The following is a 13138-nucleotide window of genomic DNA, read 5'->3' on the forward strand; positions in this document are numbered from 1 at the left end:
AACAATTATTAAATATTGAAATGAAACTCCTGACGAACATAGCACCTGTTAAAATCATGCTGACTGTACTGGCAGTGGTGATGCTAACCCTCCCCAGCTGGGTAGGGGCACAGGTGCTGGTTCCGTCGGGATCATTTCATTCTGTAATGCCCGAAGTAAAAGGAGAACCAGTCGAAGTAGGTTCATTTTATTTGGATACAACGGCTATTACTAATCAGCAATACAACAAGTTTTTACAAGATCATGAGGATTGGCAACCTGGAAACGTTCCGAGCATTTTTGCTTATAAGGGATATCTGAAAGGCTGGGAAAATACCAATTCTGATGAAGTTGTAAACCCGGATGAACCGGTTACAAGTGTTTCATGGTATGCGGCCAATGCGTATTGCCAATCGGTAGGTGGACGACTGCCTACCCTCAATGAATGGGAGTATTCGGCACAGCTTATGGATTTTGATTCATCCGCCGATGCACGAGAATTTGCCAATAGGTTAATGAGTTGGTACTCCACTTTTGATAGTGAAAATGTCGGAGACGTGGGATCTACCGGAATCGAAAATCGATATGGCGTTAAAGATCAGTTTGGATTGATTATGGAATGGGTTCAAGATTTTAAACCGGTCATTGCCAATGATCTTTCCCTGGATTGTGGCACGGTGGGACGCATGCAAAAACTCGGCAATGCCTACAGCTATGCTGCGTCTATCCGGTATATCACACGCATGAGTTTTAGTCCCAAAAGCACCAACAGTACCATGGGATTTCGCTGCGCTTATGATGTTGAAACCATTGAAGAAAAAGAAGCGAGTTTATAATGAAAAAATTATTCCTCATCATACTGCTCTTATTTACAGCTACGAGCTTAGTTGCTCAGCATAATCACAATCATAGTGCTGATAACACTCTTGATGTTAAAGAAATAGATGTAAAACACTCGCTGTATCATCTTGATGCCAAGTGGACAGATCATCGCGGAGATACGGTAACACTCGATGATTTTAAGGGCAAACCGGTTATTGTGGTGATGTTCTACGGAAATTGTACTGATGTTTGCCCGATTCTAATTCAGGATACCTGGCGTTTATACAGCAGTATTGATAAATCGGTTCAAAAGGATGTGAATGTGTTAGCCGTCAGTTTTGATACAGAAAACGATACGCCTGAGGTATTAAATGAGTATGCAAAGTATGAGCAGTTGGATATCCCCGGGTGGCACTTTATGACGGCCGATGATGCCGACGTACGCACGCTTGCCATGATGTTGGGGGTGCAGTATTCGAAGAAAAGTGACGGACATTTTGCGCATTCGAATTTGGTAACAGTATTAGATGAGAAAGGCAGAATTGCCCACAGGGTCGAGGGATTGAATCAGCCTATGGACGAAGTTAAGGGAACAATTGAGTTAATAATGGATAGGCTGAACAAATAATGAAATTTTCAGTACTAACATTATTAATAACTCTTGTGTTGATCACTGGCTGGGGCCGTGTAATTGCTTCTGATGTTTTCCAGACAGATACGGTGACAGTAGAAGTTAAAGGCACGGATGCAGATGCGCGATTCGACCCGGTGGTAGTGGCGGTGAATCCGGGCGATGTGATAGAGTTTATCGTACGCGAGGGATTACATACGGTAACGGCGTACCATCCCACAAACCGGCGACCAAAGCGAATTCCAGATTTAGCAAAGCCTTTTGATTCGGGGCTGATGGAGCAGGGCGACCAGTGGTTTTTGAATATAAAAGAAGAAGGCGTGTACGATTATTTTTGCCTTCCCCATGAAAAGATGGGACATGTGGGACGAGTAATAGCAGGGTCTTATGATGCTGCGATAGATTATCCCGAAGAAGGGATGCCCAACGTAGTTTTACAAAAATTGAGTACTGAGACAGAACAGTTTTTAAATCAATAAATACATACCAATAAACATAAAAGAGGTTACTTACTATGAAATCACTTACAAAAATAACGCTAATATTTGCACTCATTTTTACCGGGGTCGTGTCCTCTGCTATGGCACAGCGAACCATAGAAATAGTTGGCATGGACAATATGAAGTTTGACGTAACTACTATTGAGGCTTCTCCCGGTGAAGAGATTACGATTAAGCTTACCACAAAAAGCCAAATTCCTAAACAGGCCATGGCACACAACGTTGTGGTTATAGACAAAGATGCTAATGTGGATGAGGTTGCAAATGCTTCGGCCCGAGCCCGAGATAATGATTATATTTCTCCTGAATATAAGGATGAAATTATTGCGGCCACAGGTCTTGCCGGTGGGGGTGAAACCGTAGAAATAACCTTTACCGTGCCTAAAGAAACGGGAGACTATGAGTATATCTGTACTTTTCCCGGACACTATCCAGCCGGTATGAAAGGTGTATTACAAGTTCGAGAATAACTTTTAGCTAACTATTAGTAATTCAAAGGGCATCCATTTCATTTGGATGCCCTTTTTTATTGGAATTATGTTATAGTAACTATATTAATATCCTGTTTTTGATAAACTGAAAGAAATAATTCCCCAAACCAGTGTTCTAAATAACATAGCTTTTACACTATCGAAAGCTACTTCTAAGTTTGTCCAATATAGTAGGGTGATGATTAATAACACAACAATATCCAATAGGAAAATAAATTTAGACGCTTGGGTTGCTTTGGGATGTTGTCGCCAGATTAATATTCCTATGGCTATATAGAAAAGTCCCATTATGACATTATATGTCAGTAAGGGTACAAAGATAACATACCCGGGATCGAAGAAGCCAAAAAGCGTCATTCCACTTATCCATATTGTAATCAAGCCGAAAATGGTGGCAATGATTGCAGATGTCGTTTGGATAAATGAGTGTAACGTTTTTTTGTCCATCCGATTAAATCTTTAGTAACCTTTTATAGCGATTGATAAAAAAGGGGATGCCTATAAAGCATCCCCTCGTAATAAGAATTATCGGTTATTACAGTGATGACAATATGCCGTTCCATTTGAGTTCCACAAATAGGCTTCGTCCGGGATCATTAAGCGGCATGGTTGATCCTTGCAGACTTCTATTCAGATGTTCGTGATAGGTCACATTAAATAGGTTGTTAACGCCCGCCGAAAGCTGAATGCCGCGGCCTAACTGAGAATTCAGCTTGAAGTTTGTTAACAGGTATCCGTCCGTTGACTGCTCATCAAACGATTCGGCCACGCGGCTTTGTTGAGCCACACCACGAAGGTGAAGTTGAGGAATCAGTTTCCTATTCAGGAAGCTGTAATCCAGTTTCAGATTCGCTTCATAAGCCGGGATCTGTGGAAGATCTTCCTCCGTGGTCAAATTGCGTCCAATGGTATAGGCGGTGGACAAGTTGTAGCCCAGGTTATTGCGTCCGTTGTTTTGGAAGGTCAGTTCAAAGCCGTAAAGTGCAGCTTCATCTACATTCACAAATTGTTTGACGCCCGGTGCACCCATCTGTTTAGGATTCAAATCGGGACGAACGGTTGCGCTGATATAGTCGGTTACATAGCTATAAAACAGCGATCCTTCTATACTGATTACCTCATTTGTATAGTTGAGCATCGTATCCACCTGGTGATTAGCTTCGGCGTTTAGCTGTGGATTTCCTACGTACTCATAGGGATCCATGCCGATAGCCAGGTAGTTAACGAAGAGCTCGTCCATGCCGGGGTAACGCTCCGAACGGCCCACCCAGAAGCCGGTCGTCCAGTTGGAATGCAGATCCTTGGTAAATCCAGCGCTGGTACTCCATCCCAGATGTTCCTGGTCGAGGCTACCCAGCGATTGTGCAAAATAGGTATCGGGATCGCTGGCATTGGAGTAGTAATAATCGAAGCGAGAGGAGATGACTACATTCCAGTCGCTGATGTTCGGCTGATATTCTACCACACCGCCAAAGCGATTGCGTTTGCCACCCTGCCAGACGTTGTCGGTGACGCTTTGTCCGGCCATGGGACCCGTGTTGAAATCCCGAGTGCGGAAGCCCTCCATATAGCGAAGGGTAGCATCGGTGCCGAACGTCCAGCTGCCGGATGCCGCCGGAAGCACATAGGAAAGATCATAGCCGTAGGTTTCCGTAGACAGATCGGTCACAGCCTCTACCATGTTTGACATTTGCCGATCGAGGTTATCCATCAGGTGTGCTACATACGAACCAAAAACCGAGCTTTCAAAACGTCCATTTTCCAGGTTGGTGTTAGTGTAAGTCAGTGTAGCATTGGTGATATTATCCTCACGCATATCCATCATCAAGGCCGGATATTGGACGTCACGAGCAAAATTCTGGCTCAGCTTGGCTTTGATAGAATTTGCATCGTTTAGCTGAACGGATGTCTCAACCGTATATTCGGCATTCGACATTCCCGCATTAACGCTATTTCCGGAACCATCCTCATAATTTTCTGTGGATGCAAAAGCCCCGTAAACGTTGGTTGTCCACCGACCGCCTTCTTTTTTGATGCCTCCGGCATAGCGCTGACGATCGATGTTACTTTCATAGCCCACTGTAAAATAGCTCGAGAGAACGGGTTCTCGGTAATAGTCCGGCTGCTGTGATTTAAAGTTGATGACACCGCCAAACGAAGGACCGTGTTTAAGGGCATAAGGACCTTTTAGGATTTCCACCTCTTCAATGTGTTCCATTTGAACGTGCGAGGTAGGCGGGTCCATGCGGTTGGGACAGGCTCCTTGCGATTGCAAAACCCCGTCCATTTCAACCATCAGCTGGTTCTTTTGAAAGCCGCGCAATACAGGATCAACGCCGAATCCGCCGCCCTTGCGTATGCCTGAAATGTTGGGCGAATCCTTGAGAAATTGACCCGCATCATGGGAAAGGTTAACGGTTGAAATCGCATCCATAAACTGGTCGGGTTGATTGGATGTTTTGCGAGCAATTATAGTGACTGGGCTCATTGCTTCCGTCGATTTTCGCAGCGTGATTATCTTGGATTTATTAGCAGAAAGGCTAACAGTTTTGGGCTTGTATCCTACGTAGGTAATTCGAATTGAAAGTTCATTGACGTCAGCTGTAAAACTGAATTCACCATTAGAATTGGTAGTAGTGGTTAGATCTCTTTCGGTCCAATGTACGTGTGCTCCGACCAACGGCTTGTCATTTGATTGATCTAAAATTCTACCGGAAATAGTATGTTGTGCCCAAGTAGAATTTGAGAGGGCAAAAAGGAGCAATAATCCTATTGTTAGAGAAAAAAGTTTTAGTATACGCATAATTCAGATATGGTCTCATTTATCCGCATCAAAAACAGATACCGCTATAGCAATAGCGTTATTGAACTGCGATGCAGATTGGTTATTGAATTTGATTAAGAAATCAGAAGATTATGCGTTAAGGCGGGGCGGACGGAAAATATCATCCGTAAAGATAAACAGGGGATGCTGGTTTAGATTTAGAAAAAAAGAAGTGGGAGAAAAGGTAATACTGCCAAAAGCAGAAACCAGTGGGGCCTTGATCTGAAATGGGGCATTTGTGCCTATGGGTCTATTTCCATGATGATCGCAGCCGCATAGCTTTGTACCGTTAGAATCGTCGGCTGATGTTGAATGGTTGCAGCTGCAAGCTTTTTTTGTATCTAGCGAACAGGAGCTATCACAATCGCCATCCATGCTACAGGCCATAGTTTCTCCACCATGATGAGCGTTCATCTGCTGCATTACGATGGGAGACAGACCTTGCAAAATTGATGCTCCCAAGAACAGGAATAAAACCGCTGACGATATGTATTTTAGCTTTTGAAACAAGTTAAAATAATAAGAGTATTTTGTCTTAATATACGAATTGCTCTTATTTTTTTAAAGATTAATAACAAGTTTTTCCATGCGTAAATGCAAATCCCGGAAAATAAATTCTTCATAATTTTAACCAAGAACAGGTTAAAATTTAGTATATTGCGAGTGAATATTCGCATTTTTATCAAAACCCATTTTGGCCCATTGGCAATTACAAAAAAACAGGCGATTTTAGAAACAGCGTTAGAACTTTTCGTATCCGAGGGTATTGATGCAACCTCTATTCGTTCCATAGCCGAGGGGGCTGATACTGCTGAGGGCAATATTTATCGACATTTTAAAAGTAAAAATGATCTTGCCCGAACGATTTTTCTAAACTGTGCTACTCAATTTCGCAATACGCTGAAAGAAACCGCAGCACAGGGTTCCGACCCCGAAGAACAAATAGTAATTCTTATTAGAACTATTTTCGATTTTTCTTTTGATAGCAAAAAGGAGTTCTCCTATATATTGATTGCAAATCATCGAGAGGAAATCATTACCAAAGAAATGCTTTCGAAGCCCCTTCCTAAAGATGTATTTGTCGAAATACTCCAGGAGGGTAAAGAACGGGGGATTTTTGAACTGCCGGAGGACCCTGTCATCGCTGTTGCCTGGATTATAGGGATGGTACAACGGAGTATTATTTTTCTCCGCCGGAATATCACTTCCCTGGAACCAGAAATTGTTATTGATGAGACCGTAGATGCTGCCTTGCGAATGCTGAGGAGATAGTTGTAACGATCTATTTATTTTCTGATTGCAACTTTTTTATCAAGTCTATCTTTGTGTTCAATTGATTTGGATCATCTTCAATAGTGGAATACTCTATGATTTTTAGGTTAGAGTCTGCTATTAAAAGATTAAGTTTGTTTTTCTGGATACTGAACTTCTCTATAATATTTCCATTTTTATCAATGGCAACCGGGATACGCTCTTAGCGTGTTTGCATTTCGGTATGTTGGGCAACAGCTGTGAGATTGACAATAAGAATTAGTCCCAAAACGGCTACACTTTTGGTTATGCCATCCATAACGATCTTTGTTTTGAAATTAAGAAGTACCTCCGGCTATCAACCGGAGGTACCTGATATCTCTTGTTAGGGATATAGGGTATGGGATAAGGGAACTTTCTAACTTTGATCATGGATTCTGATATTAATTCGGTTTGTGAGATCATCAATCAGCGTGTAAAAAACGGGTACCACAACCATAGTGAGAAGGCTTGAGGCTGTGAGGCCTCCGATAATAACAATGGCCATTGGAGAAAATCGTTCGGTTCCTAACGCAAGTTCCAGGGCCAGAGGGAGCATTCCAATTACTGTTGAAAATGTGGTCATCATGATGGGGCGAAACCTTACCTCCACAGACTTTTTGACAATCTCTTCGCGACTTTGGCCTTCCATCTGGTGCAAAATAAAATCGATAAGGATCACCGAATTGTTTACCGCAATCCCGATTAGCAGTATAAAGCCGATTAAGACCGACATAGAAATCACTTTACCTGTAATTTATTAAGCCAAGGGCGGCTCCCACGGCTACAAGGGGAACGGCAAGCATAACAGTAAACGGATGGATGAAGGAACGGAATTGCGCAACGATCAGCAGGTAGACCCCAACCAAGGCTGCCAGTAAGGCTGATAACATCTGGGACCGTGATTCTTTGAGATCTGAATTTTCGCCGGTAACTTTTAAATTATAGCCTTTAGGAATTTCCATTTCTGAAATCGAAGATTCAATATCAGCGATAACATGACTGAAAGCACGATTATAAGTAAAGCCCAACACATCAGCTGTTCTTACAAGATTCTCCCGTGTGATGAGATTGGGAGCAAGTTTTACATCCGTTTTTGCAACAGAGGATAGGGGTAAACCGGGTTTTAATTTAGTCTGTAACACATCATCAAGTACTTTGCGCTGGGTAGAATCGTATCGAACCACAATATTGGGATCACTCCCATTAGAAGCATCTAATTGTGTTACTGGAAGTCCATCAACAGCAGCAAACGTTTCTTGAGCAATATAGCTCGGCGTTAATCCATAGAAAGCAGTGTTCAGTCGGTCGACCGTAAATTGTACCTCAGGTCGTTCGAGCGTCCACTGTCGATAAATGTTAACAGCACCATCGATTTTACGTATTCGGTCGGCGACTGTTTTGGCCAGTGTGTTGAGTTGATTTAGGTCAGGACCTGAAATTTGTACATTAATGGGCGCAGCAGTGGTACTTTTTGCGGTACCTCCCATGGCTTTGAGTACAGCGGTGCGAATACCGGGAATGCGATTAATCTTGGTGCGTAATTGATCTTCTATTTCCCAAATGGAGCGGCCACGCTCTTTTCGGGAAACCAGATCTACGGTAATAAATGCCTGTTGTATGCCCATAGCACCGGCATCACCAAAAAACTTTGCATCAGGTTCAAAACCTATTTGTGAAGTATAGTTTATAACGTCCGGATCTTTATTAAGAAGATCTTCAATATCATGGACAATCGATTTGGTTTGTTCAAAAGAACTGCCTGCTTCTGCTTCCATCGATATAAAGAAAGAACCGGAATCCAGCTTGGGCAAGACCTCCATCCCACGCATAGCCAAGAGGGCCATACTGCCAATAAAAATGAGTAATGTCCCGGTAAGTAAAATGGCCCGGTGTTTTAGCGACCAGTCAAGCAGCACTAAATAGCCGTCTCTTAGTTTGTCCATTCCTGCGTTGAAAGGAGCTATGTATTTTTTGATATAGGTTCCAATGGTAGATTTATGCTGTTCAAACAAGAAAAAGAGGAGGGGAATAAGCGTAACAGCCATCAGTATTGAGGCTCCGAACGCAAAAATCATGGTGAGTGATAGTGGGCCAAAAACCTTGCCGATAAATCCCGTTAAAAATTGAAAAGGAATAAGTACAATAATCGTTGTGGCAACGCCCACAAGAACCGCAAAGAAAACTTCGTTGGTTCCTTCAATAGCAGCTTCTTTTGCAGAAAGATCTTCTTCGTCGTAATGTCGGCTGATATTCTCAATAACAACGACAGCCCCGTCAACGACCATACCAACCGCCAAAATAATGGCTGAAAGAGTTACCAGGTCTAGTTCCATGCCGTTAAGTTTCATAAGGGCAAATGCAAGTAAAAAACTCATGGGCATAGCGATACTCACAATAAAAGCGCGGCGAATGCTTTCGAGAAATCCGAAAATAATCAGGGAGGCCAGAAAGAGTGCAAGGGCTATTGAGGTAGCCATATTACTGGTTACCTGCTCAGTGAATGATCCCTCTTCGGTAGCAACTTCAAATTTTAGATCGGGATACGCTTGCTCAAGGGTTGATATCTCAGCAGTAACACGATCAACAACCTCAACGGTGTTAGCATCATCTTGTTGTAAGATTTGCAGGGCTACTACTTCAGTTCCATTCGCTAAAAATGCACTTTTGGGATCTGCTGCCCCATCTTCGACTTCTGCAATGTCGCCGATAAGCAGTCTCTGATTGTTTTCATTTCTAATAGGGATATTTTTCACCTCATTAGCAGTTGTCAGAGATTCATCAAAACGAAGCAGTACTTCACGCCGGCTGTTATCAATGCTACCGAGCGGTTTCGATATATTGGCAGTCTGTATAGCTTGACTGATAGCAGAAAGCGTTAAGTTTGCAGCTTCCATGCGATCACGATCAATTGAAATATTAATCTGCCGCCGGTATCCGCCAAAAATATCTACAGAAGAAACACCACGGAGACGTTGCAGTGCCGGAGCAATTTCATTATCAGCAATTTGGCGGACCTTTTTGAGATTGCCATCGTGAGCACTAACACCAAGCGTAATTACGGGCTTGTCGCTTGAATTTATTTTCAGGATACGGGGTTCGCTTATTGATTTGGGCAGGCTTCCCTTAATACGGCTTACTGCATTTTGCACATCAACTGCCGCTAAATCTACACTCACATCGTAGTGAAATTCAGCCGTAACCACCGAAAGCCCATCTTGCGATTTGGAAGTGACTTTGGCTATACCATCCAGTGCAGCTACTTCCTCTTCAATATCTTCAGATACTTTTTCGGCTACGTCTAAAGCCGTAGCACCGGGATACTGCGTGAGAATAGTAACAACAGGGGGGGATGTTTCCGGGAAAAGTGAAATTGGTAGTGTCAGGTACGACTGTGCACCGAATACAAGGATTGCCAGCATTAGTGCATAAATGGTGTACCTGTTTTTTATTGAAAATGCTGCCCAGCTCATAAATTGGTAATCTTAAAATTATTTATTCAATGTTATTTCACGGGTGATTTCGACACGATCACCGGGTTCAACACTATTAACTCCGGAACTGATAATGTTATCATCTGGGGAAATATCACCTTTGACCTGGCGAAAATCACCGCGTTGAACGCCTAATTCTACTGGGATCGGTCTGGCCCTCGTTTGGTTGTCAATTTTAAACAGACGCGGTTGATCACTTCTTAAATCAATAGATGAGACAGGGGCTAAAAGAGCATTTTTTTGTTTGTTGATCGCAAACCTAAGGGTAACACCCGACCCTGAGGGACGATCATGAAAAGCGCTGTCAGGAAAAGAGGTGAAAACACGGATGCTCCGGAAAGGCGGTTTAGCTTGGGAATCTATCCGTTCTACGGTCCCCGCTATCGTATTATTGCTAAGTTTTGCTGTTACTGAACTGCCAACTTTGATTCCTTTCCTAATATCCTGTTCCAGTACATCTGCATAAACGGTCGGTTGGCCTTGGTGGAAAAAGAAGATAGGTTGGTTGGGACCAATATTACTGCCTTCGCGGATCATAATTGATCCGATAGTTCCTTTAGCGGGTGCATGCATGCGGGTCTGTTTTTGACGTTCCCGGACTTCTTCAAGTGCTGCCCTTGCCGCATAGAAACTGCTTAATGCCTGTTCATAGTTAAAGGCTGTCTTATTGAATACCGTTTGAGAAATAGCTCCATCTTTATACAGTGCACTGTCTATTGATACTTCTCGTTCCCAGAAAGATTGTGAGGATTTAGCTTTGTTAAACTCACTTTCAGCACGCCTGAGTTGAGCATCCAGTTCAGGTACAGCTACAGTAGCTAAAAGTTGGCCTTGTTGAACCTTCTCACCTTCCTCAACGAGTATTTGGTTGAGTGTTCCGCCTATACGAAAGGAAAGATTCCCATCTTTTGTTCCAGCTACTGTTCCCAAGTATGGAAGTTGGTCAGCAATAGTTTTAACTGTTGGCTGGGTAATTTCAACAGGTACGGTGGTATCCTGATTGTAATTTGATTCTTGATCAGTAACTGCGTTTTCACTGGTCAACCATAGTACGGCACCAGTCCCAAACAAGGCTATAGTAAAGACGATCAAAATATCTTTCTTATTCATGTTCATAACGATTCACCTTTTGCCAATTTAATGGCTATTTCCTTATTCAATTGTCCTGTTAATACTGCAATATTAATATTTAGCATCCTAAGCTGAGCGCGCATGGCAAGTAGTTCTGCCCGCACGCTGTTTAATTTCGATTCTGTAGTAAGCAAATCAGTTAGGGTAGAGCGTCCCTGTTTATATGATTTAGATTCTAACCGATAGGTTTCTTCTAAGTATTCTGTACGAGTTCGGGTCGCTTGAATACGTTTTTGGGTTTCATATTGGGCATTGGTCAGTTTATTTAGTTGTTGGCGATATTGTTGTCGGGTTTTCTCTAACTGGATTTGCTTGGATTTTGCCTGCTTCTTTTTCACTTGGTTATTGACGACTTTTTTGCTGGCAAAAAGAGGGATGTTTAATCGTATTCCAACCATCCACTGATCATCAATTTCAAATTCACTTCCTGTTCTAAACTGTTCGACTGCGAAAAGATTGAATTGAGGTAAAAAAGCTCGATATGAAGCGCGGGCTTCAAGATCTACTGCCTTTTTTTGTTTTTTTGCTACAGAAATGCTTGGTGCGTCATTGGTTGAGGCTTGATCTGGATTAAAGAGCACATCTTCTTTAAAACGAAGTGAAGCAATCAGGTCTATACTTATTTTTTGCTCTATACCCAAGTCATCAGTCAGTACTTCTAAAAGCTCATCAATGGTATTTTCGGTTTCTATTAAAGCGGTTTCTGCCTCTACTATTGTATCTTCAATTTTTAAGAGATCAACGTTTGCTATTCGTCCTTTCTGGTAAAGAGCTTGTAGCTGCTCCTTATTCTTTTTAAGACTATAGACACGTTCATTTTGTACCTTCTTTAGTTCCTTAAGCTGCTGTAATTGAATATATGCCGAGGTTGTTGACTCAATCGTTTCCATCCGCGCCAGTTCGTACTTTATATTAGCAGCATCGGCCAGTGCTTTTGTTTTTTTGCGCAATGCACCGCTTTCACCAAAATCAAAAACTTTCCATTCAACCTGAATGTTGGCTTCAAATAGTTGGTTGTCGAGGGGAGGAAAGGCCTCTTGCTTACGAATGGGGGTGACAATTTGCGGGTATTGTGACCGCGTATATGATAGGCTACTGTTTATTTTTGGGATATAATCGGAAGAAAGTAAACCGCTGCCTGCTTCCGCAGCTTCTTTATCAGCTTTTGCAATACGTGTATTTGTAGCATGCTCTAAAGATCGTTCTATTGCTTCAGCTAAGGAGATCGGTTTTTCCTGGGCAACAGCTGTTGCTACTAATCCCAAAAATATTAGAAAACTTGTTAATAGTGTACGTAACAAAATAATTATTTATTATAAGTGAGCGTTCACTCACAATATAATTTTATTTAACTTCTAAGTCAATTTGAATACCAGATATTTTATTTATGGGATAATACTGTAACTCTATTATCCCATAAATAGGGCAAAGTTTGCTTTGAGAATTCTTAGCTCAGTTATGTTAGTTGATTGAACAAAGGTACATAGAGATAAGAGTTATGTTCCGGTATTATTTCAACATTACTCGTCTGGTTTTTGGGATGGAAAATCTTGCCTCCCTGATAAGCGGTATAAAGCAAAGCTCCCAGTGAAATTAATGCTGAGATAGCCAGTATTCCAAAGAGGGTGTTTTGCCAGCGAATATTATAGGAGAGGGCAAAAAATCCCACCGCACTTATTACCCCAGTTAAAATAGTGAACCAGAAGGCAATTTCAGCCGCTTCTTCGTGATCGTGAATCACATCATGAGAAGCCACATTTAACTCTTCTACAATATCTTCGGCCGCTTCGCCGGTTTCCATGGCTACATAGCTGCTCACAGCCCCGATCAGAAAGAAGGTAAGGGCAATTTGCAGTATAGAAGTATTCTTCTTGATCAATCCCCATACTAAGATCAGCAGGCCAAAACCAACACTGAAAATGGGAATATGATTGACGACGAGATGTAAATAATCAGCTTCCATAATAACTCCGTTT

Annotated in this window: 13 protein-coding genes; 5 read left to right on the forward strand and 8 right to left on the reverse strand. The window is 42.3% G+C overall.

Features of this window, described 5'->3' with window-relative positions:
* The first annotated feature begins 20 nt into the window (after positions 1-20).
* The 4 genes from ACQ76V_RS04455 to ACQ76V_RS04470 are packed head-to-tail and all read left to right on the forward strand — an operon-like array spanning position 21 to position 2402.
* Positions 21-815 carry a formylglycine-generating enzyme family protein gene (locus ACQ76V_RS04455; RefSeq protein ID WP_440999276.1) on the forward strand — a complete coding sequence of 265 codons (795 nt, stop codon included), beginning with the start codon at positions 21-23 and terminating at the stop codon, positions 813-815.
* Positions 815-1429 carry an SCO family protein gene (locus tag ACQ76V_RS04460; RefSeq protein WP_440999277.1) on the forward strand — a complete coding sequence of 205 codons (615 nt, stop codon included), beginning with the start codon at positions 815-817 and terminating at the stop codon, positions 1427-1429. The genes ACQ76V_RS04455 and ACQ76V_RS04460 overlap by 1 nt, the downstream gene beginning before the upstream one ends.
* Positions 1429-1911 carry a cupredoxin domain-containing protein gene (locus ACQ76V_RS04465; RefSeq protein ID WP_440999278.1) on the forward strand — a complete coding sequence of 161 codons (483 nt, stop codon included), beginning with the start codon at positions 1429-1431 and terminating at the stop codon, positions 1909-1911. The genes ACQ76V_RS04460 and ACQ76V_RS04465 overlap by 1 nt, the downstream gene beginning before the upstream one ends.
* Before the next feature lie 35 nt (positions 1912-1946).
* Positions 1947-2402: a plastocyanin/azurin family copper-binding protein gene (locus tag ACQ76V_RS04470; RefSeq protein ID WP_095607170.1), complete on the forward strand. Its 456-nt coding sequence runs from the start codon at positions 1947-1949 to the stop codon at positions 2400-2402.
* A gap of 84 nt (positions 2403-2486) precedes the next feature.
* On the opposite strand, the gene ACQ76V_RS04475 is transcribed toward ACQ76V_RS04470, so the two are convergent.
* The 3 genes from ACQ76V_RS04475 to ACQ76V_RS04485 form a co-directional block, all read right to left on the reverse strand.
* On the reverse strand, positions 2487-2870 hold the full coding sequence (locus ACQ76V_RS04475; protein ID WP_440999279.1) for a hypothetical protein: 384 nt from the start codon (positions 2868-2870) through the stop codon (positions 2487-2489).
* Between the two features lie 88 nt (positions 2871-2958).
* Positions 2959-5226 (reverse strand): TonB-dependent receptor, encoded by a 2268-nt coding sequence (locus ACQ76V_RS04480; protein WP_440999280.1) that lies wholly within the window; start codon positions 5224-5226, stop codon positions 2959-2961.
* Positions 5227-5337: 111 nt separating this feature from the next.
* Entirely contained in the window at positions 5338-5709 is a 372-nt protein-coding gene (locus tag ACQ76V_RS04485; RefSeq protein ID WP_440999281.1) for a hypothetical protein, read from the reverse strand.
* A gap of 201 nt (positions 5710-5910) precedes the next feature.
* On the opposite strand from ACQ76V_RS04485, the gene ACQ76V_RS04490 reads away from it, so the two are divergent.
* Positions 5911-6519: a TetR/AcrR family transcriptional regulator gene (locus tag ACQ76V_RS04490; RefSeq protein WP_440999282.1), complete on the forward strand. Its 609-nt coding sequence runs from the start codon at positions 5911-5913 to the stop codon at positions 6517-6519.
* Between the two features lie 397 nt (positions 6520-6916).
* Here the strand turns inward: ACQ76V_RS04490 and ACQ76V_RS04495 are convergent, their stop codons facing one another.
* The 5 genes from ACQ76V_RS04495 to ACQ76V_RS04515 form a co-directional block, all read right to left on the reverse strand.
* Entirely contained in the window at positions 6917-7273 is a 357-nt protein-coding gene (locus ACQ76V_RS04495) for an efflux RND transporter permease subunit (protein ID WP_440999283.1), read from the reverse strand.
* A 10-nt stretch (positions 7274-7283) separates the two neighbouring features.
* Positions 7284-10010 carry an efflux RND transporter permease subunit gene (locus ACQ76V_RS04500; RefSeq protein ID WP_440999284.1) on the reverse strand — a complete coding sequence of 909 codons (2727 nt, stop codon included), beginning with the start codon at positions 10008-10010 and terminating at the stop codon, positions 7284-7286.
* An 18-nt stretch (positions 10011-10028) separates the two neighbouring features.
* Positions 10029-11141: an efflux RND transporter periplasmic adaptor subunit gene (locus ACQ76V_RS04505; RefSeq protein ID WP_440999285.1), complete on the reverse strand. Its 1113-nt coding sequence runs from the start codon at positions 11139-11141 to the stop codon at positions 10029-10031.
* Between the two features lie 2 nt (positions 11142-11143).
* Positions 11144-12463, reverse strand: coding sequence for a TolC family protein (locus ACQ76V_RS04510; RefSeq protein ID WP_440999286.1), 1320 nt, complete (start codon positions 12461-12463; stop codon positions 11144-11146).
* Positions 12464-12618: 155 nt separating this feature from the next.
* Positions 12619-13125, reverse strand: a complete 507-nt coding sequence (locus tag ACQ76V_RS04515; protein WP_440999287.1) for a hypothetical protein — start codon at positions 13123-13125, stop codon at positions 12619-12621.
* Between the last annotated feature and the right edge of the window lie 13 nt (positions 13126-13138).

Origin of the sequence: Fodinibius sp. SL11 (assembly GCF_052060035.1) — a bacterium.
Lineage (GTDB): Bacteria > Bacteroidota > Rhodothermia > Balneolales > Balneolaceae > Fodinibius.

Coding starts and splice junctions, on each gene's coding strand:
- ACQ76V_RS04470 (WP_095607170.1), top strand. CDS start 1,947: ATGAAATCACTTACAAAAATAACGCTAATATTTGCACTCATTTTTACC.
- ACQ76V_RS04495 (WP_440999283.1), bottom strand. CDS start 7,273: ATGTCGGTCTTAATCGGCTTTATACTGCTAATCGGGATTGCGGTAAAC.
- ACQ76V_RS04475 (WP_440999279.1), bottom strand. CDS start 2,870: ATGGACAAAAAAACGTTACACTCATTTATCCAAACGACATCTGCAATC.
- ACQ76V_RS04515 (WP_440999287.1), bottom strand. CDS start 13,125: ATGGAAGCTGATTATTTACATCTCGTCGTCAATCATATTCCCATTTTC.
- ACQ76V_RS04455 (WP_440999276.1), top strand. CDS start 21: ATGAAACTCCTGACGAACATAGCACCTGTTAAAATCATGCTGACTGTA.
- ACQ76V_RS04460 (WP_440999277.1), top strand. CDS start 815: ATGAAAAAATTATTCCTCATCATACTGCTCTTATTTACAGCTACGAGC.
- ACQ76V_RS04480 (WP_440999280.1), bottom strand. CDS start 5,226: ATGCGTATACTAAAACTTTTTTCTCTAACAATAGGATTATTGCTCCTT.
- ACQ76V_RS04505 (WP_440999285.1), bottom strand. CDS start 11,141: ATGAATAAGAAAGATATTTTGATCGTCTTTACTATAGCCTTGTTTGGG.
- ACQ76V_RS04465 (WP_440999278.1), top strand. CDS start 1,429: ATGAAATTTTCAGTACTAACATTATTAATAACTCTTGTGTTGATCACT.
- ACQ76V_RS04500 (WP_440999284.1), bottom strand. CDS start 10,010: ATGAGCTGGGCAGCATTTTCAATAAAAAACAGGTACACCATTTATGCA.